At 64.3% G+C, this 23972-nt stretch carries 22 protein-coding genes and 2 tRNA genes; 16 read left to right on the plus strand and 8 right to left on the minus strand.

Going from position 1 to position 23972, the window contains the following annotated elements; genetic code table 11:
* From VLY20_12270 to VLY20_12300, 7 genes are all read left to right on the plus strand, one after another.
* The coding region (locus VLY20_12270; protein HUK57422.1) for a methyltransferase domain-containing protein at nucleotides 1–470 on the plus strand (470 nt) is incomplete at its 5' end.
* Complete coding sequence (gene pssD / locus VLY20_12275) at nucleotides 467–931, plus strand: PssD/Cps14F family polysaccharide biosynthesis glycosyltransferase (protein HUK57423.1); 465 nt, start codon at nucleotides 467–469, stop codon at nucleotides 929–931. The genes VLY20_12270 and pssD, both read left to right, overlap by 4 nt.
* Nucleotides 928–1470: a glycosyltransferase gene (locus VLY20_12280; protein ID HUK57424.1), complete on the plus strand. Its 543-nt coding sequence runs from the start codon at nucleotides 928–930 to the stop codon at nucleotides 1468–1470. Before pssD ends, VLY20_12280 begins: the two co-directional genes overlap by 4 nt.
* Before the next feature lie 63 nt (nucleotides 1471–1533).
* On the plus strand, nucleotides 1534–1848 hold the full coding sequence (locus VLY20_12285) for a four helix bundle protein (protein ID HUK57425.1): 315 nt from the start codon (nucleotides 1534–1536) through the stop codon (nucleotides 1846–1848).
* Nucleotides 1845–3686 carry a carbamoyltransferase C-terminal domain-containing protein gene (locus VLY20_12290; GenBank protein ID HUK57426.1) on the plus strand — a complete coding sequence of 614 codons (1842 nt, stop codon included), beginning with the start codon at nucleotides 1845–1847 and terminating at the stop codon, nucleotides 3684–3686. Before VLY20_12285 ends, VLY20_12290 begins: the two co-directional genes overlap by 4 nt.
* A 3-nt stretch (nucleotides 3687–3689) precedes the next feature.
* Nucleotides 3690–5597, plus strand: a complete 1908-nt coding sequence (locus tag VLY20_12295) for a sugar transferase (protein HUK57427.1) — start codon at nucleotides 3690–3692, stop codon at nucleotides 5595–5597.
* A gap of 196 nt (nucleotides 5598–5793) precedes the next feature.
* The gene (locus VLY20_12300; protein ID HUK57428.1) at nucleotides 5794–6996 is read left to right on the plus strand and encodes an NAD(P)/FAD-dependent oxidoreductase; all 1203 of its coding nucleotides are present in this window, start codon (nucleotides 5794–5796) and stop codon (nucleotides 6994–6996) included.
* Between the two features lie 458 nt (nucleotides 6997–7454).
* Here VLY20_12300 and VLY20_12305 read toward each other — a convergent pair whose 3' ends face one another.
* The 8 genes from VLY20_12305 to VLY20_12340 form a co-directional block, all read right to left on the minus strand.
* Nucleotides 7455–8132 carry an ABC transporter ATP-binding protein gene (locus tag VLY20_12305; GenBank protein ID HUK57429.1) on the minus strand — a complete coding sequence of 226 codons (678 nt, stop codon included), beginning with the start codon at nucleotides 8130–8132 and terminating at the stop codon, nucleotides 7455–7457.
* Nucleotides 8133–8222: 90 nt separating this feature from the next.
* Nucleotides 8223–9473: a lipoprotein-releasing ABC transporter permease subunit gene (locus tag VLY20_12310; protein ID HUK57430.1), complete on the minus strand. Its 1251-nt coding sequence runs from the start codon at nucleotides 9471–9473 to the stop codon at nucleotides 8223–8225.
* Nucleotides 9470–10990, minus strand: coding sequence for a lysine--tRNA ligase (gene lysS, locus VLY20_12315; protein HUK57431.1), 1521 nt, complete (start codon nucleotides 10988–10990; stop codon nucleotides 9470–9472). Before lysS ends, VLY20_12310 begins: the two co-directional genes overlap by 4 nt.
* A gap of 286 nt (nucleotides 10991–11276) precedes the next feature.
* Nucleotides 11277–12390 (minus strand): peptide chain release factor 2 gene (prfB, locus tag VLY20_12320; protein HUK57432.1). Its coding sequence is split into 2 segments (ribosomal slippage): nucleotides 11277–12320 and nucleotides 12322–12390, totalling 1113 coding nucleotides; the frame shifts between segments, so codons are not numbered across the junction.
* Complete coding sequence (gene lnt, locus VLY20_12325; GenBank protein ID HUK57433.1) at nucleotides 12383–13939, minus strand: apolipoprotein N-acyltransferase; 1557 nt, start codon at nucleotides 13937–13939, stop codon at nucleotides 12383–12385. The genes prfB and lnt overlap by 8 nt, the downstream gene beginning before the upstream one ends.
* A gap of 18 nt (nucleotides 13940–13957) precedes the next feature.
* A complete protein-coding gene (locus tag VLY20_12330) occupies nucleotides 13958–14524 on the minus strand; it encodes a DUF3105 domain-containing protein (protein ID HUK57434.1) in 567 nt (188 codons plus the stop codon).
* Between the two features lies 1 nt (nucleotide 14525).
* The gene (locus tag VLY20_12335) at nucleotides 14526–15296 is read right to left on the minus strand and encodes a pseudouridine synthase (protein HUK57435.1); all 771 of its coding nucleotides are present in this window, start codon (nucleotides 15294–15296) and stop codon (nucleotides 14526–14528) included.
* Nucleotides 15296–16495, minus strand: a complete 1200-nt coding sequence (locus VLY20_12340) for a two-component regulator propeller domain-containing protein (protein ID HUK57436.1) — start codon at nucleotides 16493–16495, stop codon at nucleotides 15296–15298. The genes VLY20_12335 and VLY20_12340 overlap by 1 nt, the downstream gene beginning before the upstream one ends.
* Before the next feature lie 327 nt (nucleotides 16496–16822).
* Between VLY20_12340 and VLY20_12345 the strand changes: the two genes are divergently transcribed.
* The 9 genes from VLY20_12345 (at nucleotide 16823) to mutL (ending at nucleotide 23925) form a co-directional block, all read left to right on the plus strand.
* Nucleotides 16823–16898 (plus strand) — tRNA-Val (locus VLY20_12345).
* Between the two features lie 128 nt (nucleotides 16899–17026).
* Nucleotides 17027–17103, plus strand: a tRNA-Asp gene (locus VLY20_12350).
* A gap of 48 nt (nucleotides 17104–17151) precedes the next feature.
* Nucleotides 17152–17904, plus strand: coding sequence for a MotA/TolQ/ExbB proton channel family protein (locus VLY20_12355; GenBank protein HUK57437.1), 753 nt, complete (start codon nucleotides 17152–17154; stop codon nucleotides 17902–17904).
* Nucleotides 17901–18326, plus strand: coding sequence for a biopolymer transporter ExbD (locus VLY20_12360; GenBank protein ID HUK57438.1), 426 nt, complete (start codon nucleotides 17901–17903; stop codon nucleotides 18324–18326). Before VLY20_12355 ends, VLY20_12360 begins: the two co-directional genes overlap by 4 nt.
* Before the next feature lie 54 nt (nucleotides 18327–18380).
* Nucleotides 18381–19094, plus strand: a complete 714-nt coding sequence (locus VLY20_12365) for an energy transducer TonB (GenBank protein HUK57439.1) — start codon at nucleotides 18381–18383, stop codon at nucleotides 19092–19094.
* Nucleotides 19095–19099: 5 nt separating this feature from the next.
* Nucleotides 19100–20410 (plus strand): Tol-Pal system beta propeller repeat protein TolB, encoded by a 1311-nt coding sequence (gene tolB, locus VLY20_12370; protein ID HUK57440.1) that lies wholly within the window; start codon nucleotides 19100–19102, stop codon nucleotides 20408–20410.
* A 100-nt stretch (nucleotides 20411–20510) separates the two neighbouring features.
* On the plus strand, nucleotides 20511–21056 hold the full coding sequence (gene pal / locus VLY20_12375; GenBank protein HUK57441.1) for a peptidoglycan-associated lipoprotein Pal: 546 nt from the start codon (nucleotides 20511–20513) through the stop codon (nucleotides 21054–21056).
* Nucleotides 21057–21078: 22 nt separating this feature from the next.
* Entirely contained in the window at nucleotides 21079–22062 is a 984-nt protein-coding gene (gene ybgF / locus VLY20_12380) for a tol-pal system protein YbgF (protein HUK57442.1), read from the plus strand.
* Nucleotides 22063–22107: 45 nt separating this feature from the next.
* Nucleotides 22108–23925, plus strand: coding sequence for a DNA mismatch repair endonuclease MutL (gene mutL, locus VLY20_12385; protein ID HUK57443.1), 1818 nt, complete (start codon nucleotides 22108–22110; stop codon nucleotides 23923–23925).
* Nucleotides 23926–23972: the final 47 nt, after the last annotated feature.

Raw genomic sequence — 23972 nt, forward strand, 5'->3', positions numbered from 1 at the left:
AAAATAAATTCCCGTTCGGCGATGAGTACTTTGACCTTGCATGGGCGGACTATGTGATGGAGCACGTTGAAGATCCAAAGGGTTTTCTAAAAGAAGTGAACCGTGTTCTAAAGCCGGGTGCATCTTTCTTCTTTCGGACGCCGAATAAATACCATTACGTTTCGTTCGTCGGCCGAATGACGCCGCATTGGTTTCATGAGCGCGTGGCCAACCGCGCGCGTGGATTGGCTTCCGATGCGCATGAACCGTATCCGACGTACTATCGTCTTAACAGCGGGAAACAGATATCGGACGGCGCGCGCTCCGCGGGCTTCAGACTTGTCGAGATGAAGTTTGTCGAGGCCGAGCCGAGTTATCTGGTGTTTAATCCGGGCGCGTTCCGGATCGGTGTTGCGTATGAAAGGATTGTAAATCGATATGACGGCTTGCAGGGTTTAAGGTCAAATATCTTCGGACGCTTTGAAAAATGAGGAGCACAAATACTAAGTCGAATAAAATCTGCATCGTCTCCTCATGTGGTGGTCATTTGACGGAAGTGCGGGCGCTCAAGCCGGTGTATGAGCGCTATGAGCATTTCTATGTGCTGAACGACCGTGTATTGCTTCCGAAGGACATGGAGGGCAAAACATATTTCATCCGCCATTCGGAACGGGACTGGGGGTTATTGGTGAATTTATGGGAGGCCTGGCGGATTTTGAGGAAGGAACGACCCGGTTTGATCTTAAGCGCCGGGGCCGGTCCTGCGGTTCCTTTTGCCATTTCCGGCAATATAATGGGGGTTGCATCATTATATATAGAGACCTTTGCAAGGGTGTCCAAACCCTCCCTGACGGGCCGGATCATGTACTATCTTGCGGCCCGCTTCTTCTACCAATGGAAGCCGCTCGAGCGCTACTTTCCGAAGGCGACGTACGGAGGGCTTCTGCCGTGATCTTCGTGACGGTCGGAAACGCGACGCAGGGATTCCGGCGTCTCCTGGACGCGGTCGATCGCATGGCGGGAGATGGCGCATTCGGGAAGGAGACCGTCTTCATTCAGTCCGGAAACAATCCGGGCTTTCGTCCCTCCCACTGCAAGCACGAAGCCTTCCTCAGCATGGATGCGTTTGAAACCAAAATCCATGAAGCCGATCTGATCATCTCCCACACCGGGGCGGGGACGCTGTGGCATGCGCTCCGGGCCGGGAAAATCCCGGTGGTCATGCCCCGTCAAAAAAAATACGGCGAGGTTGTGGACGATCATCAGCTTGAAATCGTGAAGGCCCTGGCGGAGGAAGGGCGCGTCGTCCCGGCATATGAACCGGAGGATTTGACGAGAGCGATTGAGGAGGCGATGAAGCGTCAGAGGTTGGAGGATGGAGGTTGGAGGCGGAATGAAGAGAAAGGAAAGTCGGAGGGCGAAGGCAGAAGACCGCAGAGTCCGATGCTGAAGTTGATAGAGCAGGCGATTGAGGAGTTAGTGAAGCGTTAGAGGTCGGAGGGGGGAGGCGGGTGATGGAGGTCTGAGGCTAAAGGTTGGAGGGGAAGGAAGGACATGAACTCGTTTATTTTCCCGTTTGAAAAACTGGACGTCCGGCGGATGGCGGTTGATCATGCTGACAGGGTTTTTTCGTTAATAGAGCGGCTTCCTGCCGATAGACATCTGCGATTGGTTTCTCAATTGGAAGGGGCCGTGACATCCATATCGCAAAATATTGCCAGAAGAAGAAAATTGTTTCATGAAGAAGATTGCAAAGAGTTGAGAGGGCGTTGTGAAATGATTGATGGGAAGATCAACGGGCTCAGAAATTCTTTGCGAGGAGTTTCCAACGTAAGGCCTCCAACCTCCAACCTCGGACCTCCAACATGATTATTCTCGGCATCAACGCCTATCACGCCGACGCCGCCGCGGCGATCGTCGTGGACGGCAAGCTCGTCGCGGCCGCGGAGGAGGAGCGCTTCCGGCGGATCAAGCACTGGGCCGGGCATCCATCGGAGGCGATCCGCTATTGCCTGTCCGAGGCCGGCGTCACGATCCATGACGTGGACCATGTCGCGGTCTCGCGCGATCCGAAGGCGCATTTCTTTCGGAAGGCCCTCTTCGCGCTGGGCCACCGGCCGAAATGGGCCTATCTCGCGGACCGGATGAAAAATCGGTCGCGGGTGAAAGACGTCAAAGGGGTCTTGAGTGAGGCGTTAGGGGTGAAGGGTGAAGAGGGATTAGGGGATAAAGGGATAGGGATTAGGGCGAAGGTTCATTATATCGAACACCACCGCGCGCACATGGCGAGCGGCTTCCTGGTCTCGCCCTTCGACCGGGCCGCGGTGATTTCGATCGACGCCCTGGGGGACTATACCAGCGCGATGTGGGGGCTGGGGGAAGGCGGGAGATTGGAGGTCGGAGGCCAAATCTTATTCCCGCATTCGCTCGGATTTTTCTACACCGCGGCGACGCAGTATCTGGGTTTTCCAAACTACGGCGACGAGTACAAGGTGATGGGCCTCGCGGCCTTCGGCGAGCCGGAGTTCGTGGATGCCCTCCGCAAAATCATCCGGCTTAAAAAAGACGGGACCTTCGAGCTTGACCTTGGCTACTTTCGCCATCCATCCGAAGGCGTTTCGATGACCTGGGACGGCGGTTCGCCGGCGGTCGGGCCGCTCTATTCGGACCGCTGGGAGTGCCTGCTCGGCCCGGCGCGGAAGCCGGACGAGGCGATCACGAAGCGGCACGAGAACATCGCGTCCTCCCTGCAGGCCGTCTTCGAGGAGGTTTATTTCACCCTCCTCAACAAACTCCATGAAGTCCATAAGCTCCGGACGCTCTGTCTGTCCGGCGGCTGCGCGATGAACAGCGTCGCGAACGGGAAGATCACCGACCGGACGCCGTTTGAGAAAATCTACGTCCCGCCCGCCCCCGGGGATGCCGGCACCGCGATCGGCGCGGCCTTTTATCTGTACCACCGGCTCTCGGACCGGCCGCGCTCCTTCGTGATGGACCACGCGTTTTGGGGGCCGTCTTTCGACGGCGAAAGCTTACGAAGAGCGTTGGAGGCGGAAGCTTGGAGGTCGGAGAAGGAAGCGACGCCGGTCAAGTCCTTGCCTCAAGCCTCAAACCTCAAACCTACGGCGAGCAGGGTCGAAATTCCCGACGAGGACGAGCTTTGCCGAAGGACGGCGCAAGCGATCGCGGACGGGAAGGTCGTCGGATGGTTTCAGGGCCGCATGGAGTGGGGCCCGAGGGCGCTGGGCCATCGAAGCATAGTGGCCGACCCGCGCCGCGCCGATATGAAGGACGTGTTAAACGCGCGGATCAAGCGGCGCGAGCCCTTCCGTCCCTTCGCGCCGTCGATCCTGCTCGAAGCCGTCGGCGACTGGTTCGAGAAGAGCGAGCCCGATCCCTTCATGCTGAAGGTCTTCCCGGTCAAAAAAGAGAAGCGCTCCCTCATCCCGGCCGTGACGCACGCGGACGGGACCGGCCGGCTCCAGACGGTGGACCGCGCGGCCGATCCGCGTTATTGGAAGCTGATCCGGGCCTTCGCAAGCCTCACCGGCGTGCCGCTCGTGCTGAACACCTCCTTCAACGAAAACGAGCCGATCGTCCGCGGCCCCTCGGAAGCGGTGGATTGTTTCTTGAGGACGAAGATGGACGTTTTGGTCATGGGGAATTTTCTTGTAGAGAAGGTTGGAGGGAAGGAACCTCAAACATAACCGATGAAAATCCTTTTCATCAATCGTTATTACTCTCCCGACCCGTCGGGGACGAGCCGGATGCTGACGGACCTCGCGACCGATCTCGCGCGCTCAGGCCATCGCGTCACGGTGATCGCGAGCGACGCCGACACGCGGGACGCGGCCGTCCGCTATCCCGGAAAGGAAACGCTTGACGGCGTCCGGGTCCGTCGCGTCCGGGCCCTGCGGTTCGACCGCCGCGCCGTCCGGCGCTGGGTCTTGAACAGTTTGTCGTTTTATCCGCGGGTTCTGATCCGCGCCCTCCGGCTTCCGAGGCAGGACGCCGTCGTTTTCCTGAGCGATCCCCCGCTGGTTTTCGCGCTGGGCCCGGTGCTGCGCCGTCTGAAAGGCTCGCCCTACGTCTGCTGGTGCCAGGACGTCTATCCGGAGGTTGCGATCCGTCTGGGGATTCTCCGGGAGCGTTCCGCGTTCGCGTGGTTTTTGAAGATCCTTTCCGGCCGGGCCCTCCGGTCGTCCGACGGCGTGATCGCGGTCGGCGAGCGCATGTCCGATCTTATTCGAAGCCGCGGCGTCGATCCCGAAAGGATCCGCGTGCGGCCCAACTGGGCCGACGGGGAGCGCGTCCGTCCGGTCCTCCCCGAGGCCAACCGCTTCTTGGAGAAGCACGGCCTCCGGGACAAATTCATTATTCTTTATTCCGGCAACATGGGATTGGCCCATCCCTTCGAGACCGTCTTGGGCGCGGCCGCGCGCTTGAAAGCCTACGACGACATCGTCTTTGTCTTCATCGGCGGCGGAAAACAACGGCGGATGCTTGAGCAGCGCTCGTCGGGGCGGACGAACATCGTCCTCATGCCCTTTCAGGATGAAGCGGACCTCGCCCAAAGCCTTTGCGCGGGCGATCTCCATCTGGTGACGCTCCGGCCGGGCTTGGAGGGGGCGATCGTCCCGAGCAAGCTCTACGGCGCGCTCGCGGCCGGACGGCCCGTCCTTTATATCGGCCCCGCCGGGAGCGAGGCGGCCCGGGTCGTCGAGGAGGCGGAATGCGGCTATGTGATCGCGGAGGGGGACGTCGACGCTTTTTGCCGCGCAGTGCTGGATCTCTACCGTCAGCCGGAGCGGCGGCGGCTTTTCGGCGAGCGGGCGCGGAAAGTTTTCGAGTCGCGCTTCGACCGGCCGGACGCCACGCGGGGCTTCGGACTCGCGCTGGTCGGCCTGATCGAAAACGTCCGCCCGGCCTCGCGTCTGAAACGGGCCCTGGACCTCGGCCTGTCCGGCGTCGGACTTGTCGCCTCGGCGCCGCTCTGGGCGGTGATTGCATGTCTTGTGAAGGGACAGGACGGCGGGCCGGTCTTCCACCCCCAGGAGCGGGTCGGCCGCGACGGGCGGATCTTTACGGCGCTCAAGTTCCGCTCGATGATCCCCGACGCCGAGGCCGGAAGCGGCCCGGTCCAGGCGGCCTATAACGATCCGAGGGTGACGCGCGTCGGCCGTGTCCTTCGGGCCACCGCGATGGACGAGCTGCCGCAGCTCTGGAACATCTTCCGCGGGGACATGAGCTTCGTCGGGCCGAGGGCCTTGAGGCCGCTTGAAATCGAGGCGGGAGGGAAAACGTTGGAGGATCGAGGTTTGAGGTTGGAGGCAACAGACAAAAGAGGCGATACGCTTTTGCCTCGAGCCTCTAACCTCCGGCCTCAAGCCGGCATGTTTAATGATATTCCCAATTTTCACCTGCGGCATCGCGTCCGGCCGGGGCTGACGGGGCCGGCGCAGGTCTACGCGCCGAGGAACGCGACGCGCCGGCAAAAGCTGCGCTACGACCTTCTCTATGTCCGGTCCCGCTCGTTCGGACTCGATCTTAAACTCATCGCGCTCTCGTTCTTAATCACTTTCCGGGGCCGGTGGGAGGCGAAGGGGAAAAAAGTTTGAGGCCGTTGCTCGATGCACAAAAGCGGACGCGGCATCCCCGAACATCCGTAAACCGGTACAAGACTCAATCACCCGTGGACGCTTATGGTCGGCGAAAGAATCCATCGGCAAGGGTCGGCGGCCTGAGCGCCGTCGGCCGCTTGACGCCGCACATAGGGGCGGATAAGATAGCGGCCCATTGGGTGGAGGAAGCGTGATGCGCGACGTCGTCATCGTGGGGGCGGGGCCGGCCGGCTCGTACATGGCCCGGTGCCTGGCCGAGGAGGGGCTGGATGTTCTGCTGCTGGAGGAGCACGCCGAGGCGGGCGAGGGCGTGATCTGCAGCGGCATCATCGGTCGCGAGGCCTACGAGCGCTTCGATCTTCCGGCCGAGGCGACGGTCGGCGCCCTGCAGCGCGTCCGTTTTCACTCGCCCTCCGGGAAGGTCGTCGATTACGACGCCGACGGCCCGCTGGCGACGATCGTCAGCCGCAAAAAATTCGACGCGGGGCTGGCCCGGCGGGCCGTCCGGGCGGGGGCCGAGCTTCGGACCGGAAGCCGGGTGAGGGACGTCCGGGCCGGGCCGGAGGGCGTGCGGCTGGAGTGGCGCCGCGACGGCGAGTCGCGCGAGCTCCGGGCGCGGCTCTGCGTGCTGGCGACCGGCTTCGGGTCCGGCCTCGTCCGGCGCTGCGGCTTCGGCGGCCCGCGCGAACGCATCCAGGCGGCGCAGGCGCTGATGCCGTTCCGGGATCAGGGCTCCGCCGGGATCTATCTCGGCTCGCGCTTCGCCCCGAGGGGTTTCGGCTGGTCGGTTCCGATCGGGGACGGCCTCGCCCGCATCGGCGTCGTCACGGACCGGCAGGCCCCGGGCTATCTCCGGCGGATCCTGAACCGGCCCGACGTCCGCCCGCACCGGGCGGCGGCGGGCGAACCCGCGGCGATCGAGGCCTGCCCCATTCCGGTCGGGACGCTCGATGAAACGGTCGCGGACCGGCTGATGGTCGTCGGCGAGGCGGCCGGCCAGGTGAAGACGACGACGCAGGGCGGCATCTACTACGGCCTGCTCTGCGCCGAGACGGCGGCCCGTGTCGCGATCGGGGCCTTTCGCGCGGGGGACCTTTCGCGCGCGGCGCTCGCGCCCTACGACCGTCGATGGCGGGAGCGGCTCGGGGCCGAGCTCCGGCTGGGCCTGCTGTTGCGGGAGTTCTATTCGGAGCTTTCGGACCGGCAGGTGGACCGTCTCTTCGACCTCGCGCGGATCGAGGGCGTGCTGCCGATGATCGAGCGGAAGGTCCGCTTCGACTGGCACGGCCCGGTCATCCGCTCGGTCCTGAACAAGGGTTTTCTCGGCGCGGCCGTCCGGTCGATGCTGGGACTGGCGCCGCCGACCCTCGCCGAAGGATTCATTCGCCGACCATAAGCGTCGACAGGAGATCGTGTCTTTTATCGTTTTAGGTATGTCCGGGGACGCGGCCGTTACCGCATCCCCTTTGAGTAGTCGGGAATATCAGCGTGCTCGAGCGCATGGTCGGCTCTCTCACCCTCCGGCTTCGGGCCTCCGCCTGCCACGCCGGCGGTCCCCGCCCTGAGCGCAGAGGCACGCCGGAGCCTCCATAGAAAATCCATTTCCAATCCAATCAACGGAAATCAAACGCAAGGTCGTTGAACGATCGGCTATTCAGAAAGGAGTATGATAGCTGCGACTCGTGCGTCAAGCGAAGGGCGGGGACCGCCGGCAGGGGACGGAATCAGTTGCTTTCGATTTTTCCGTCTATCATAGGGGCTTGCGTCGCCCCCTCCACCCGCCGAGCCGTATGGAGCGACTCGACCGGGCTCGTCGAGGTCCTCCCCCTCTCGCTCGCCTTGCTCGCTGTGTAGCTATTCTTCCACGATTTTTCCGTCGACCATCCGGACGATGCGGTCGGCCTGGGCCGAGAGCTTTTCGTTGTGGGTGACGAGGACGAAGGTATGGCCGAGCTGTTTGTTGAGGCCCCGCATCAGCGCGAAGACCTCGTCGGAGGTGTGGCTGTCGAGGTTGCCGGTCGGCTCGTCGGCCAGGACGAGGCCGGGCTCCAAGATCAGCGCCCGCGCGACCGCGACGCGCTGCTGCTCGCCGCCGGACAGCTCCCCCGGCCGGTGCGAAAGCCGCCCGCCGAGGCCGACCGCGTCGAGGAGCGCGGCCGCCTCCTTCGCGGCCTGCGTCCGCTTCCGGCCCTGGATCAGGGCCGGCATCATCGTGTTCTCGAGCGCCGTGAATTCCGGAAGAAGATGATGGAACTGGAAGACGAAGCCGATCCGGCGGTTCCGGAAGGCGGCGAGCTGATTGTCGTTGAACGCGAACAGGTTCTCCCCGTCGAACTCGACCGTTCCCGCCGTCGGCCGGTCCAGCCCGCCCAGCAGGTGAAGCAGGGTGCTCTTCCCGACGCCCGACGCCCCGACGATGCAGAGCATCTCGCCCCGGGATACCTCCAGGTTGATCCCCTTGAGAATCTCGAGCGGCTGGGGCATGTGGAAGGTCTTGGTGAGGTTCGTGACTTTGATCATGGATTGTTTCATGGGTCCGGTTGGAGGATTGAGGCCTGAGGTTTGAGGCAGAGACTTGAATGACGTATCGTTCTCCTCCAACCTCCAACCTCCAACCTCGCGCTACTCATACCTCAGCGCCTCCGACGGGTTCAGCCGCGCGGCCTGCCAGGACGGGTAGAGCGTCGCGACGAAGCTGATCGTCACGGCCGAGAGCGAGACGAGCGTCACGTCGAGGGCGCGGATCGTGACCGGAAGGCGGCTGATGTAGTAGATGTCGCTCGGCAGCGTGTAGAAGGCGTGCAGGAGGTAGCAGACGAAATAGCCCAGCGGGATCCCGATCGCCGTCCCGACCCCGCCGATCACGAGCCCGTCCACCATGAAGATCCGCATCACCTCCCGCCGCGTCGCGCCCATGGCCTTGAGGATCGCGATCTCGCGGCTCTTCTCGACCACGATCATCGTGAGCGTGCCGACGATGTTGAACGAGGCGACGAGGATGATCAGGATCAGGATGACGAACATCATCATCTTTTCGAGCTGGAGGGCCGAGAAGAGGTTCCGGTTCAGCTGCATCCAGTCGCGGGCCCAGTAGGGGAAGCCCAGCGCGTCCTCGATGCTCCGCGCGATCCGGTCGGCCCGGAAGATGTCGTCCACCTTGACCTCGACGCCCGTCACCGCGTCGCCCAGGTTGAAAAAGTCCTGGGCCGTCCCGATCGCGATGTAGGCCAGCGACGAGTCGTATTCGTACATGCCCGAGTCGAAGATCCCGACCACCTCGAACTTCCGGATCTTCGGGATGATGCCGAGCGGCCCCGGCGTCCCGGTGGGCGAGACGACGTTGATCGAGTCGCCCAGGAAGGTCCCGAGGCGCGCGGCCAGCTCCTTGCCGATGATGATCCCGGGCGGGACCGGCCGGCCGTCGGGGGTCTTCCCCGCGGGCTTGGCGATGTCCGACAGCGAGCCCTGGACCATGTTCTTCCGGATGTCGGTGACGGTCGGCTCCAGCGCAGGATCGATCCCGCGCAGGACGACGCCGGAGACGCTGCCGCCGGCGGTCAGCAGGACCTGGTTGTAGATAAAGGGCGTGGCCGCGACGACGTGCGGGATCTGTTTGACCCGCTCCAGCACGGCGCGGTAGTCCGTCATTGTTTCGCGCGTGCGGTCGGAGATCACGATGTGCGAATTCGTCCCGAGGATCTTGTCCCGGAGGTCCTCCTTGAAGCCGGTCATGACGGCCAGCGTCGCGATCAGCGCGGCCACGCCCAGCGTCACCCCGCCGATCGAGATGAAGGTGTTGAGCGAGATCGACCGGTTCCGCCGCTTGCCCTTGAGGTAGCGCAGGCCGATGAAAAATTCGTAGGGGGCGTTCACGGTTTCTCCTGCCCGTCCGGCGGGCCCGCCGTGTCGGGCAGGCGGGCGGGCCGGAGCTGCGGGAAGAAGATCACGTCCCGGATCGAGGCCTGGTTGGTCAGGAGCATCACGAGGCGGTCGATCCCGACGCCCTCGCCGGCGGTCGGGGGCATCCCGTGCTCCAGCGCCCGGAGGTAGTCCTCGTCCATTTGATGGGCCTCGGCGTCGCCGGCCGCGCGGCTCTTCGCCTGGTCCTCGAAGCGCCGCCGCTGGTCCTGCGGGTCGTTCAGCTCCGTGAAGGCGTTGGCCAGCTCAAGCCCGGTGATGAAGAGCTCGAAGCGGTCGGTCAGCTCGGGATCGGACGCCTTCCGCTTGGCCAGCGGCGAGATCTCGGTCGGGTAGTCCGTGACAAACGTGGGCTGGATCAGCGAGGGCTCCACGCGGGCCTCGAACAGCGCCTGCCGGAGCTTCCCCATCGATTCGTTTCCCTTCGCGGGGATCTTGTTCGACTCAAGGAAGGCCAGCAGTTTTTGCCGGTCGTCGACAATGCTCGGGTCGGGGACGGCCGAGCGGACCGCCTCCATGAAGGGGATCCGCTTCCACGGCGGCGTCAAATCGATCGTGTGATCCCGGTACGGGAATTTCAACGCGCCCAGCACCCGCGTCGCCACGAAGCCGAACAGCGCCTCGGTCATCGCCATCAGGTCCTGATAATCGGCGTAGGCCTGGTAGAACTCGAGCATCGTGAACTCGGGGTTGTGGACGGTCGAGATGCCCTCGTTGCGGAAGTTCCGGTTGATCTCGTAGACCCGCTCGAGGCCCCCCACGATCAGGCGCTTAAGGTACAATTCCGGCGCGATGCGCAGGTAGAGGTCGATCCCGAGCGTGTTGTGGTGCGTGACGAAGGGCCGCGCCGCCGCGCCGCCGGGGATCGGCTGCATCATCGGCGTCTCGACTTCGAGGAAGCCCCGTTCGTTCAGGAAGTCGCGGACGGCCGCGATGATCCTGCCGCGCCGGACGAAGACCCGGCGGACGTCGGGGTTGCTGATCAGGTCGAGATAGCGCTGCCGGTAGCGGGTCTCGACGTCCGTGAGGCCGTGCCATTTCTCGGGCAGGGGACGGAGCGACTTGGCCAGCAGCGCGAGCGTTTCGACGTGGACGGTCAGCTCCTCCGTCTTGGTCCGGAACAGGCGGCCGGAGAGGCCGATGAGGTCGCCTAAGTCGAGCCGCTCGAACACCGCGACGGCCGGGCCGTCCAAGTCCTCTTTTTTGAAGTAGACCTGGATGCGTCCGGTCGCGTCCTGGACATGGGCGAAGGCCGCCTTTCCGAAACGACGGAGCGCGACGATCCGTCCGGCCAGACGACACGCGACCGCGCCGCCCTCCAGCGTTTCCCTGGAGGCGGCGGCGTATTTCTCGGTCAACGCGCCGGCCGTGTCGGTCGGATCGAAGCGGCGGCCGAAGGGATCGACGCCGGACGCCTTGAGCTCGTCCGTTTTTTTGAGCCGCTGTATAAATTGATCGTTTTGATCTTCCATGTGTTATAGGGGCTCACGTCGCCCCCTTACCCATTCATTTTAAATTTGTCGGATTATACTGATTTTCCGACGGATACGTCAACTGGCGCGGCCTCACGGCCGCCGGCCCTCGCCGAAGGGTTCTTTCGCTGACCATATGCGTTAATCGGAGTTCGTGTCTTTTTTCGTTTCAGGTATGACCGGGGACGCAGCCGTTACTGCATCCCCTTCTGTAGTCGGGTATAACAATGCCCTCAAGCGCATGGTCAGCTCTCTCACCCTCCGGCTTCGGGCCGACGGCCTGCGCTTACGTCGTTTTCGCCGCCTTCATGGACTGGACGAGGTAGGCGTTGATGAAGACGTCGAGGTCGCCGTCCATCACGGCCGAGACGTTTCCGACCTCGGTGTTCGTCCGGTGGTCCTTGACCATCTGGTAGGGCTGGAAGACGTAGGAGCGGATCTGGCTGCCCCAGGCGATCTCTTTTTTTTCGCCCACGATCGAGCTCATCTCCTTTTTCTTCTTCTCCTGGTCCAGCTCGTACAGCTTCGCGCGCAGCAGCTTCATCGCCATCGAGCGGTTCTTGTGCTGCGACCGCTCGGTCTGGCAGGCCACGACGATCCCGGTGGGGATGTGCGTCAGGCGGACGGCCGAGGAGACCTTGTTCACGTTCTGGCCGCCCGGTCCGCTCGACCGGAAGGCCTCCATCTTGATCTCCTTCTCGTCCAGCTCGAACTCGGCGTCGTCCTCGATGTCGGGATAGACGAAGACCGAGGCGAACGAGGTGTGGCGTCGCTTGTTGGCGTCGAAGGGGGAGATCCGGACCAGGCGGTGGACGCCGGCCTCGGCCTTCAGCCGGCCGTAGGCGTAATCGCCGATCACCGAGAACGAGGCGCTCTTGATCCCGGCCTCGTCGCCGGGCTGCAGGTCGATCAGCTCGGTCTGGAAACCGTTCCGCTCGGCCCAGCGGGTGTACATCCGGAAGAGCATCTGGGCCCAGTCCTGCGATTCGGTCCCTCCCGCGCCGGGATGGATCGTGACGATCGCGCTGTTCGGGTCCTTCTCGCCGGACAGGAGCAACTCGACCTCCCGGTGGCGGATCGTTTCCTGGAAGGTTTTGAGCGACTGCTGGATTTCGGCGCGGAGCGAGGCGTCCGAGTGTTCCTCGGAGAGCTCGAGCAGCACCGAGAGGTCTTCCCGCGCCCGCTCCAGCTCGTCCCACTTCTTCAGCGTCTTCTCGAGACGGGTCTTCTCCTGGACGGTCTGGCGGGCGGACGCGGCGTCGTTCCAGAAATCGGACGCGCCCATCCGGGCCTCGATCTCCCCGAGCCGCTTCCGGATGCCCGGGAAGTCAAAGATGCCCCCGAAGTTCGCTCAGGCGGGCCGTGAGCAGGTTCAACTGGGCCTTTTCTTCTTCAAGCATAGGAAAACTCCTCTCCTCGGGGCCGGGTTCGCACGGCCGTGTAGATCATAAACAGCGCCATTATAACACAGGCGTAGGCGAAAACGTCGCCGTAGCGCGTGTAGAACGTGGTCTGCGTCCGGAGCCTCAAGCCGTCGGCGATCGCGGCCTCGACGAAGATCGGGCTCGTCAGCCGGATCCGTCCGGTCCGCTCGATGAAGCCGGAGACGCCGGTGTTGGCCGCGCGCGCGAAGGGGACGCGGTTCTCGACGGCCCGGAAGACGACCATCGAGAAATGCTGGTAGGGCGCGGACGAGTCGCCGAACCAGGCGTCGTTGGTGATCGTGGTCATCAGCTGCGCGCCCTGCTTGACGAACTGCCGGACGAGGTCCGGGAAGATGACTTCGAAGCAGATGACCGCGGCGATCTTGGGGGGAGGGCCCGCTTGCGGATCATCGATCCGCGGAAGCGTCATCACGGTGTAATCGTTGCCCGGGAGGAAGTCGCCGATCCCCTCCGCCATTTTGTCGACGAAGAACAGGACGCTCGAAAGCGGGACGTACTCGCCGAAGGGGACCAGGTGCATCTTGTCGTAGCGCCCCAGCACCCGTCCGTCCGCCGAAAGAAAATAGGCGCTGTTGAACATCCGGAGCCGGTTCCCGACGGTCGCGACGGCCGGGCTGCCGAAGAGGAGCGGGACGCCGTCGGCCCGCACCGTTTCGACCACCTGTTGACGGAAGGCCGGGTCCTCCTCGAAGAAAAACGGCATCGCCGCTTCCGGCCAGACGAGGAGTTGGACCGCTTGGGAGGCGAGCGCGCGGGAGAGCCGTTCGTAGCGGTCGATCGTCTCCTGGCGGAACGCGGCGTCCCATTTTTTGTCCTGGGGGATGTCGGCCTGGACCGCGCCCACCCGCAGGGTCGGCGCTTGTCCGAGCCGGTCCTGCGCCAGGCGCCAGGCCCCGTATCCCAGGACCAGCGCCACCGCGGCCAGGGCCGCGGCGACGGGGCGCCAGGCGCCCGTGCGGAAGCGCCGGGCGCGCAGCGCCAGCGTCCCCTCGGCGACGGCGACGTTGACGAGGACGATAAGGAAGGAGACGCCGTAGACGCCCGCGGTGTCCGCGATCTGGATCACCGGCAGCGAGAGGTATTGGGAGTAGCCCAGCAATTCCCACGGAAAGCCGGTCAGCGCGTAGGTCCGGAGCAGCTCCAGCGCGACCCAGAGCGCGGGCGCGGCCAGAACGGGCGGGAAGGTCGTCCGCCGTTTCAGAAAAACGAAGAGCGCGGCGAAGGCCGCGACGTACAGTCCGAGGTAGAGGGCGAACAGCAGCAGGATCGGATAGCTCACGACGGCCGGGAGCTTTCCGTAATGGATCATCGTGTTCGTGACCCAGTGGATCGTGCCGAGAAAATAGACCGTGCCGGCCGCCCAGCCCAGTCCGAAGGATTTTCGGACGCTCTGATTTTCGAGGGCGAGGAAGAGGGGAACGAGCGCGATCCATGCGAGGGACTCAAAATCATAGCGGGGAAAAATAAGGAAGGAAAGAACGCCGCTCAGGAAGGCCAGAATCAAGGGAGGTCTCTTCCCCTTCTATTCTCGGACGTGGTGATCGATGCCCATGTAGGCCTTGATGAACCGTTCGATGCGGGCCTCGTCCGGCTGGTCCATGGTGTCGATCCGCGTCCAGGCGGTCAGCGCGACGGGGGTTTTCATGTTGGGATAGGGCGCGACGATCACCTTGTTGTACTTGACCGCGAAGGCTTCGAGCCGGCCGATCAGGGTGTCGCAGTCACGGCAGTTGTACTGGATCATCACGCCGCCGTCCTCCAGGTTGTGCACCTGCAGTTCGTCGGGAATCGGGGTCTTCGAGACGCCCCACTTGGCGATGTAGGGAAGGTGCGGTCCGGACGTGGGCGGGACGCTGTTGTAACGGATATGCGGGTCGCCCGGGTTTTTGATATGCATGTTCCCAAGGTTCGGGACCTCGTGGCCCGGCGGGACAAAGCCCTTGGCCTCCTGGGCCCGGGCCGAGGATGGGCCGGAGGGTCCCGCGATCATGCAGAGGATGAGGCAAGCGGCCGCGGCCGCCGGAGGCGATGGACGCATGGGCCGTATGAATACCACAACAGCGCGGAAAATGTAAAGCGGTTTTTGCATTTTAGTCCTTTCGGCGGCGTTCGGCTTTTAAGGCGCGGATTTCTTCCGGCGTCAATGCGCGCACGTCACCTTCCCGAAGTCCCAACAACGAAACCGATCCGATCCGGGTCCGCAGGAGGTCCTTCACCTCGTAGCCGAGCGCGGACATCATCCGCCGCAGCTGGCGGTTCCGTCCCTCCGTGATCGCGGCCTCGACTAAGGGGCCGTCCGCGCGTTCCAAGCGCCGGATCTTCGCCGGGCGCGTCCGTCCGCCGTCGTCGAGCGTCACGCCGGATCGAAAGCGCTCCATGTCCGGGTCCGTTATCTCGCGGTCGAGCCGAAGCTCATAGACCTTCGGGAGCTTTGAAGCCGGGTCCGTCAGTGCGTTGGCCCATGGCGTGTCGTTCGTAAAAAGGAGCAGTCCCCGGCTGTCCCGATCGAGCCGGCCGACCGGGAAGAGCCGTCGGTCCCGGTCGTTGAGCAGGTCGTAAACGGTGGCGCGGCCGCGCTCGTCCGAGCGTGTCGTGACGTAACCCGCCGGTTTGTGCATCATTATATAAAGGCGCCGTCCGCGCGCGACGGTTTTCCCGTCCACCGCGATGCTCTCGCGCTCGGGATGGACGCGGACCTCCGGGTTCGTGAGCGCGCGGCCGTTGACCGTGACCCGGCCGGAGCGGATCAGTTCGCGAGCCTGCGAACGGGACGCGACGCCCAGCTTCGACAGCGCCCGCGCCAGGCTGACGTTGGGAAGGGAGCGGCGTTGTTGTGAGGAATGTTGCGGTCCGTTCCCCATCACGAGGGAAGTTTACCGTGATGGCGGGAGAGGCCCTGCCAGGTCCCGAACCAGCGGTTGCCCTTGTCGTCGAACACGATCGAGAAGACGTTGTTGTCCACCAGGCCGTCGTCCTTCGAGAAGTTCCGCCACCGCTCGCCGTCGTACCAGCTCGCGCCGCCGTTCGTCCCGGCCCAGACGAAGCCGTCGGCGTCCACGGCCAGGGCATGGATGAAGTTTCCGCCGAGGCCGTCCTTCTTCGTGAAGGTCGTCCAGGTTTTTCCGTCGAAGCGCGAGAGGCCGGCCCCCCAGGTTCCGAACCATTTGGCGTTGTCGTGTCCCACCGCGGCCGCGATGACGAAGTTCGGGTTGGGCCCGGCGTTCCGCTTCCCGGGGCCCATATGATGGGGCATGGACGGCGATCCGGTCGAGCCGTAGTCGGTCTCCCCGGACGAGGGAGGCGGCGGGACGGCCGGGTCGGGGGACGCGGCCTTCTCCGGCGCGGCCGGGGCCGCCGGCTCCACGTCGGCCCCGAGTCCGTCCTTGTGCGTGTAGCCCGACCAGGTTTTTCCGTCGAAGCGGTTCACGCCCGACTCGGTCCCGAACCAGAAGACGCGGTCGTGGTCCAGCGCGATGGAGTAGACCCACTTGTCCATCAGGCCGTCCTTCTCGGTATAATTCCTGAACCGTTTTCCGTCGAAGACGCTGACGCCCTTCCAGGTGGCGATCCAGGTCCGGTCGCCGTCGAACACGATGTCGTAGACCCACTGGTCCCCGAGGCCGTCCGCGACGGTATAGGTCTTCCAGGTTTTTCCGTCGTACAGGGTCAGCCCGCCGCCGTAGGTCCCGATCCATTTGAGGCCGTTTCGGTCCACCTTGAGCGTGTAGATCCCCTTGCTTAAGAGCCCGCCCTGCGTGGAGGCGGGCGTGAAGACTTCGTGGCTGTCGACCGTGTCGGTGTCATAGCGGATGATCCCGTTGGGCAGGCCCATCCAGAGACGGTCCCCTTCCAGGGCCATCGCCTTCACGTTGGCGCCGGTCGTGAAATTCGCCCAGGCCTCGTCCGCGGGACGCGCCGCGCGGGACTCCGGAACGGGATTCTTCTGCGCGGTCGGCGGCGCCGGCGGTTTTTGGCCGCAGGCCGCGGGGCTCAAAACCGAAAGCATCAGAGCGACGATGAAAGCGGCCCGACGCGGATGAACCCTGCCGGTCTTTCTCACGAAGTTCGTATCTCCGTCGATAAAAGGACGATCATTGGGGTTGACAAACAAACTCAAAGTTGTTAGTATTTTACGCGACTTCATACGTGTTTGCAACAAATCGAAGGCGGCGCTCGGGGCCGCCAGTGATAAGATAAGCCGGATCGCGGCTGTGCCGCGAGAGGCGCGGGGCTTGGGGGCATGTGAGGACCTTGTATCTTCTTTGCCGCAGCGGCCCCCCAATTATAAGATAAGCCGGATCGCGGCTGCGCCGCGAGAGGCGCGGGGTTTGGGGGCATGTGAGGACCTTGTATCTTCTTTGCCGCAGCGGCCCCCAATTATAATAAAGGGCGGATAGCTCAGCTGGCAGAGCATCCCGCTTACACCGGGAAGGTCAGGCGTTCAAACCGCCTTCCGCCTACCAGCTTCGCCGGAGGCGAAGCCGAGCGTTGGAACAATAGAGCAGTGGAGCATTGGTTAAGCGTGATCCGTGTTCAAAGGCGGTCCAATGCTCTACTGCTCTATTTGATATAAGTTTGATATAAGAATGTCGGGGCCGTAGTTCAGCTGGTTAGAACGCCGGCCTGTCACGCCGGAGGTCACGGGTTCGAGCCCCGCCGGCCCCGCCATTTTTTATCTTGCGCCGCCCTCCGGGAGCGGCGGTCGTTGAGGAGCATGTGCCCCTGATTGATACGTTCGACACCAGCGTCATCGACCTGATTCTTTCCGCCAGCATCGTCACCCAGGCCGTTCTGATCGTCCTCCTGGTTTTCTCGCTCGTGTCGTGGGCCATCATTTTCCAAAAATTCTTTTTGTTCCGCAAGGCCGCGGCCGAGGACAAGCGGTTCTTCTCCCTCTACTGGAAGGTGCAGAGCCTGATCGAGCTTCGGAAGGCCGCCATGCGCATGCAGCGGTCCCCGGTGGCCCGCATCTTCCTGGCCGGCATGGAGCGCATGGACCCGGGCTTCTCGTTGAAGTCGGAGGACGATCTGCGGCGCATCGAGGATTCGGGACGGACGACCGGGCTTAAAATACTGGAGCGGACCTTGAAGCGCGCGGTGGACGAGCAGATCGGGGCGCTCGAGTCCTACCTTTCCTTTCTGGCCACCACCGGGAACGTCTCGCCCTTCATCGGCCTCTTCGGAACGGTGCTGGGGATCATCTCGGCCTTTCAGGGCATCAGCCGCCAGGGAACGGCCAGCATCACGGCCGTGGCCCCGGGCGTGTCGGAGGCCCTGGTGGCCACCGCCGCCGGCCTCCTCGCGGCCATCCCGGCCGTCGTCGCCTACAATTATTACGTCAGCCGCATCCGGGTCATGGCCTCCGACATGGAAACGTTTTCGGCCGAGTTCCTGAGCCTCGTGGAGGAGCGGGTCGTTTCGCCCGGGGCCCAAAGCCGCGCGGCCGCGGCGAAGGTGGGCGCCGAATGATCAACGGGGCGCAGAACCGGAGGCTGATGTCGGAGATCAACGTGGTCCCGCTGGTGGACGTGGTCCTGGTGCTGCTGGTCATCTTCATGGTCACCGCGCCGCTCCTGTACCGGGGCCTCGACGTCGATCTTCCCCGGACGGCCACGAACACGATCGCCCCGGAGGAGCGGGCGGTCCTGACCGTGAACCGGCAGCGGGAGATCTATCTGGATAAGGACGCGGTTTCCGCCGACCGGCTTCTCGGCGCGCTGGAGCAGCTGAAGGGGCGGTCTCCGGACGTGTCGCTGTATCTTCGCGCGGACCGCGAGGTGCCGTACGGCGTGGTGGTCCAGGTTATGGATACGGTCAAACGCGCGGGCATCGAGCGGCTGGGCATGGTGACCGAGCCCGCCGCGGAATCCCGTCGCGACGAAAGAAAGTAGGCCTTTCCCCGATGACCTCCGGAGAACGACGGCGCAATGAACGCGGGACCCGTTATGACGATCAGGGGCGCGGACTTCGGGCTCAAGAAGATGCTGGCCCTTTCGGTCCTGTTTCACGTCGGCGCGGCGGCGCTGATTTTGGCGGTCGCCCTCAGCCGGTCGACGCATCGCTTGGGCGCGCACGTGTATCAAGTGGACCTGGTGACGCTGCCGCCGGCTCCGGCCGCGCCGCCGGCTCCGGTCCGGGAGACGTCGCCGCCGGCCGCGCCGCCCCGGGTCGAGGTCAAGAAGCCGGCGATTACGCCGCCGCCGAAAACGATCCGGCCGTCGGCCAAGATTCCGCCCCCGGCGAAACCGAAACAGGCGCCTCCGCCGAAGGAGGCCGCGCCGACGCCGCCGTCCGGCGCGAAGCCTTCCGACAACGTTTCGGCGGTCGCCCCGGCGACGAAGCTCGAGACGGGAATCGAGGTTCCGGATTTCAAGTTTCCATATTACACGGAAAACATCCGCCGGAAGATCGAGATGTCCTGGTCGCCGCCGCCGATGGAGTCGACGGCCCAGCTCAAGGAGGCCGTCGTGGGTTTTGTCCTGTACCCGAACGGGAAGATCGGGGATCCCCGAATTGAAAAGAGCTCCGGGAACGCGTTCTTCGACCAGGCCGCCCTTCGGGCGGTCTACCAGGCCAACCCTTTGCCGCCCTTTCCCCAGGGACTCCGCGAGGTTTCTCTCACGATCCATTTCAGTTTCACGCTGATGAAAAAGAGCTGACCGATATGCTTCATGGGAATCGCTTCCGGGTTCGACGAGGGGTCTGGCCGCTTCTGCTCGTTCTTCTGTGCGCCTTTGCCCGTCCGGCCCCGGGCGCCGAGGTCTTCCTGAGCGCGACCCGGTCGGAGGCCGAAAAAATTCCGCTGGGCATTCTTCAGGTGGCCGCGCCGCCGACGCTGGTCCAGCGTTCGAGCGAGATCCAGACCGTCCTGGAAAGCGACCTCCGCCGCTCGCAGGTTTTCCGCGTGGTCCATCCGACGCCGTTTCCGGAATTGGCCAACGGGGAGGAGCCCACGACCGAGGTGATTCAAAAGGCCGGGAAGCAGGATGTCCAGGCCGCCGTCTGGATCGCGCTCTCCCAGAAGGGGGAGGACCTGGTGTTGGAAGGGCGGGTGTACGACGGCAAGGGCGGTCAGATGGTGATGGGCAAGCGGTACCTGGGCCAGGCGGCCTACCTCCGGTCCATAATCCACCGGTTTTCGGATGAAATTGTTTTTCAGTATACCGGCGAGCGGGGCATCGCCGAAACCCGCGTGGCCTTCGGTTCCCTGGTGACCGGGAACAAGGAGTTGTATTTGATGGACTATGACGGGTATAATGTCCGGAAAATTACCAACGACCGGAATCTGGACCTGTCGCCCAGATGGTCGCCCGACGGGAACTGGATCACCTACACCTCCTATCGCGGCGGCGGGCCCGCGATCTACACCCTGGACTTGATGAGCGGCCGGCTCTGGAAGGTGGTCGGATACGCCGGCTTGAATATTTCGCCGGCGTGGTCGCCGTCGGGACAGGGCCTGTTGTTTGCCGGGACGATGGACGGGCCGGCGCAGATCTACTGGGTCGACAAGGAAGGCAAGGGGCTGAAGCGGCTGACGGTGGATGAAAGCGACAACCTGTCCCCGAGCTGGTCCCCCCCGGGCACCGAGATCGCGTTCACGTCCAATCGCGGGGGCAGCCCGCAGATTTACGTGATGAACGCGGACGGGAGCAACGTCCGGCGCTTGACCTTCGCGGGCGACTACAACACCACGCCGGCCTGGTCGCCGAAGGGAACGGCGATCGCGTACACCTGCCGCGTCGACGGGCGGCTGCGGATCTGCGCGATCTCGCCGGACGGGTCGAAGACGGCCCAGCTGACCGACGGCCCCGGCGAGGATGAAGCGCCCACCTGGTCTCCCGACGGGAAGCATCTGATCTTCAGCTCGACCCGGATGAGCGAAGGGGATCTCTTCATGGTGAACGCGGACGGGATGGACCTGGAACGGCTGACCTTCAGCGGGGCCAAAAACAACAATCCGGCCTGGTCGCCCTGAGGGCGTCGATGAGAAAGGCCGACCGGACCCGGCGCGCGGGCCGACCGACCATCAATCCCTGAATTCGATGAGCACACTCAACAACGAAAGGAGAGGAAGCATGCGAAATCATCATTCCATCTATCTTGCGCTCATGGGCGGACTCGGAACCGTCCTGTTATTGTCGGGCTGTCCGAAGAAGGTCGAGACGACCAAGGCCGCGGCGCCGGTCCAGGAACAGGCGCCGGCGCCCGCGCCGGAACCGAGCAACCCCGAGCCCGCGCCCCCTCCGAAAGTCGAGGAGACGCCGGTCGCCAAACCGGCCGAGATGCCTTCGCAGGGCCTGGCCGACGCCTATTTCGATTTCGACAAATACAACATCCGCGACGACGCGCGCGCCGCGCTGGAAAACGACGCCCGCTGGCTGAAGGAAAACCCCAAGGTTCGGGTGAAGATCGAGGGGCATTGCGATGAACGGGGAACCAACGAGTACAACCTGGCCCTGGGCGAGCGGCGGGCGAAGGCCGTGAGGCAGGTCCTGACCACGCTCGGCGTGGAGGCGGCCCGCTTGTCCACCATCAGCTACGGCGAGGAACGGCCGGTCTGCACGCAGCATGACGAAACCTGCTACGCCAAGAACCGACGGGCCCATTTCACGGTTCAATAGGGAAGGGGTCCGGAGAGAGGATATGAGAAGGGGTGGGATCGGGAAAGGGATGTTTGTCCGTCGGGCGGGGGCGCGCGACCGCGCGCCCCTGCGCCGCACGGTTTGGACGGCCGTCGCCGTCCTCGGGTGCCTCGTCCTCGGCGTCGCCGGTTGCGCGACCCAGGCGGACGTGGTCGACCTGCAAACCGAGATGGAAAAAAACCGGGCGGAACGGGACGAGATCCAAAACCGGCTCCGGGTCGTGGAAAGCTATTTCAAGGAGCGTTCCACGACGGTCCAGCGCAGCCAGGCCGACATCGTCATCAAGCTGGACCAGGTCGCGACCGACCTCCAGACCGCGCAGGGGAAGCTGGAGGAGAACAGCCATCTCCTGGCCGATCTCTCCCAGCGGATGGACGACCAGACCTTCCATTCGAAGGAACTCACCGATCGTCTGGACGTGCTGGACGGCCAGATCGCGGCGCTCGGAAAATCGGTGGCCGATCTCGAAAAAGCCGCCGGGGGCCCCGCGGCGGGCGCGGCCCCGGACCAGAAGCCGCCCGGGACCGGCGAGGCGAAACCGCCGGCGGCCCCGGCCGATCAAACGATCGTCCTTCCCGGACGGCCGACCGAAAGGGACAAGACGACCGGAATGTCCCCGTCGGAGGCGTACGGGCTGGCCTACAACGACTACCTCAAGGGTAACTACGATCTTTCGCTGATGGGGTTCCAGAGCTTTTTGACGCAGTTCAAGACGACCAGCCTCGCCCCGAACGCCCAGTACTGGATCGGCGAGTCGTTCTACGGAAAGAAGGATTACGTCAAAGCGATCGACGCGTTCGACAAGGTGGTCGCCGATTTTCCCAAGAGCGACAAGGTTCCCGGGGCGCTCCTGAAAGCGGGCTACGCCAGCATCGAACTCGGCGACCGGGTCAAGGCCAAAACCTATCTTAAGAAAGTGGTCGAGAACTATCCGCTCACCAACGAGGGAAAACTGGCGAAGAACAAGCTGGCCGAATTGAAATAAATCAACCTGGCGGGGGCGCGGTCGCCGCGCCCGCCGCGAATCCTCATGCCGAAGATCCATATTCTTTCCGAAAATTTATCCAACAAAATCGCCGCGGGCGAGATCGTGGAGCGTCCCGCCTCCGTCGTCAAGGAGCTGGTCGAGAACGCGATCGACGCCGGGGCGACGCGGGTCTTCATCGAGGTGGAGGACAGCGGGCGGAGGCTGATCCGCGTTTCGGACGACGGCGAGGGGATGGAGGCGGAGGACGCCCGCCGGTCCTTCGAGCGGCACGCCACCAGCAAACTGCGGTCCGAGTCGGATCTCTCGGCCATACGGACGATGGGGTTTCGCGGGGAGGCGCTCCCGAGCATCGGAGCCGTCGCGCGGGTGAGAATGGTCACGGCGCCGAGGGGGGAGACGCTCGGAACCGAGGTCCGGGTGCACGGGGGGAACCGGGTCGGCGTCCGGGAAGCGGCGGCCCCGGCCGGAACGCTCGTGGAGGTGGAGGAGCTTTTTTACAATACCCCGGCGCGGAAGAAGTTTTTGAAGTCCAACCCGACCGAGCTGGCCCATATCGTCCATGCCGTTCAACAACAGGCGCTTCCCCATTTCTGGATCCATTTCCGCCTGACCCACAACGGCGAGGTCCTTCTGGATCTTCCGCTCGTCCGGGACGAGATGGAGCGGGCGACGCAGATGATCGGGTCGGACGGCGGCCGCGATTTTCTGGAGGTGTCGGCCGGGTCGGACCGTCTCAAGCTCAAGGGGCTGGTTTCGCGGCCGGGCCATTTCCGGGCCACGCGGGAGCGGCAGGAGTTCTTTTTAAACCGCCGGGCGATCCGGAACGCGTCGCTGTCGCACGCCGTGAGCGAGGCCTACGGAACGCTCCTGGCGAAGGGGCGGCATCCGGTCACCTGCCTGTTCGTCGAGATCGATCCCGCGGCGGTGGACGTCAACGTCCATCCCGCCAAGCGCGAGGTCCGGTTCCGGGACAACCCGACGGTCCATGAATTCGTCAAGACCGCGCTTAGGGAGCGGCTCCGGCGGGAGGGCCTGCCGGTCTCCCGCCTGCCGGACGGGCAGGGGCAGCCCGAACGGTCCGCGGGCGAGGCCGGGATATCGGGAGTCGGCCGGGAGTCCGGCGCGGGGACGAGAGTCGTCTACACGGTGTCGTCGCACGCCGGACGGCCCGCGGCGGAGGTCCGCGAGGCGCTGGAGGTCTACCGGCCGCCGGATTCCGCCGCCGCGCGCGGCGGGGAGACCGGGCCGGAACATTCCGGACCGGAGTTGCTTCCGGTCCGCGTCCAGCCCTTCGGCCAGGTGGACCAGACCTACATCGTGGCGGTCGTCGGGCGGGACGCCTCCGCGGAACTGCATCTGATCGACCAGCACGCGGCGCACGAACGGCTGCTGTACGAGCGCCTGCTGTCCCAGCAGCGGGCCGCCCGCGTGGCGGTCCAGCCGCTCCTGATTCCCGAGGTCGTGGAATTCCCGCCGGCCGAGGCCGTGAGGGTCCGCGAAATCCTTCCGCTGTTCGAGCGGATCGGGCTGGAGGCGGAGGCGTTCGGCGAGCGGAGTTTCCGGATCCGCGCGGTGCCGGCGCTCCTTGGCGCGGTGGACGGCGGCACGCTGATGCGGGATATCCTGGACGACGTCGACGCCGGCGCGACGCCGGGCGCGGAGGACACGCTCCGGGCGGTCGTCGCGTCGATGGCCTGCCACGCGGCGATCAAGGCCCATCAGCCGCTCCAGCCGGAGCAGATGACGCGCCTGCTGGAGGACCTTTACCGGCAGGAGATTCCGCCGACCTGTCCCCACGGCCGTCCGATCCGCGTCCGGTTTGGGTTGGCGGAGTTGGAAAAATTGTTCCAACGGCGGTGACGGTAGGGGCGAGGCGGCGCCTCGCCCTTCATTCGGGCGACCCACCG

This window comes from Nitrospiria bacterium (assembly GCA_035517655.1).
In the GTDB taxonomy this organism is placed as follows: Bacteria; Nitrospirota; Nitrospiria; order JACQBZ01; family JACQBZ01; genus JACQBZ01.

What these genes read in the sequence shown, in the direction of transcription:
- VLY20_12305 (HUK57429.1), bottom strand. Translation starts at nt 8,132, where the DNA reads ATGAAACAATCCATGATCAAAGTCACGAACCTCACCAAGACCTTCCAC.
- VLY20_12300 (HUK57428.1), top strand. Translation starts at nt 5,794, where the DNA reads ATGCGCGACGTCGTCATCGTGGGGGCGGGGCCGGCCGGCTCGTACATG.
- lysS (HUK57431.1), bottom strand. Translation starts at nt 10,990, where the DNA reads ATGGAAGATCAAAACGATCAATTTATACAGCGGCTCAAAAAAACGGAC.
- VLY20_12365 (HUK57439.1), top strand. Translation starts at nt 18,381, where the DNA reads ATGACGATCAGGGGCGCGGACTTCGGGCTCAAGAAGATGCTGGCCCTT.
- VLY20_12285 (HUK57425.1), top strand. Translation starts at nt 1,534, where the DNA reads ATGAACTCGTTTATTTTCCCGTTTGAAAAACTGGACGTCCGGCGGATG.
- ybgF (HUK57442.1), top strand. Translation starts at nt 21,079, where the DNA reads ATGAGAAGGGGTGGGATCGGGAAAGGGATGTTTGTCCGTCGGGCGGGG.
- pal (HUK57441.1), top strand. Translation starts at nt 20,511, where the DNA reads ATGCGAAATCATCATTCCATCTATCTTGCGCTCATGGGCGGACTCGGA.
- pssD (HUK57423.1), top strand. Translation starts at nt 467, where the DNA reads ATGAGGAGCACAAATACTAAGTCGAATAAAATCTGCATCGTCTCCTCA.
- mutL (HUK57443.1), top strand. Translation starts at nt 22,108, where the DNA reads ATGCCGAAGATCCATATTCTTTCCGAAAATTTATCCAACAAAATCGCC.
- VLY20_12295 (HUK57427.1), top strand. Translation starts at nt 3,690, where the DNA reads ATGAAAATCCTTTTCATCAATCGTTATTACTCTCCCGACCCGTCGGGG.
- VLY20_12290 (HUK57426.1), top strand. Translation starts at nt 1,845, where the DNA reads ATGATTATTCTCGGCATCAACGCCTATCACGCCGACGCCGCCGCGGCG.
- VLY20_12335 (HUK57435.1), bottom strand. Translation starts at nt 15,296, where the DNA reads ATGGGGAACGGACCGCAACATTCCTCACAACAACGCCGCTCCCTTCCC.
- tolB (HUK57440.1), top strand. Translation starts at nt 19,100, where the DNA reads ATGCTTCATGGGAATCGCTTCCGGGTTCGACGAGGGGTCTGGCCGCTT.
- VLY20_12330 (HUK57434.1), bottom strand. Translation starts at nt 14,524, where the DNA reads ATGCAAAAACCGCTTTACATTTTCCGCGCTGTTGTGGTATTCATACGG.
- VLY20_12360 (HUK57438.1), top strand. Translation starts at nt 17,901, where the DNA reads ATGATCAACGGGGCGCAGAACCGGAGGCTGATGTCGGAGATCAACGTG.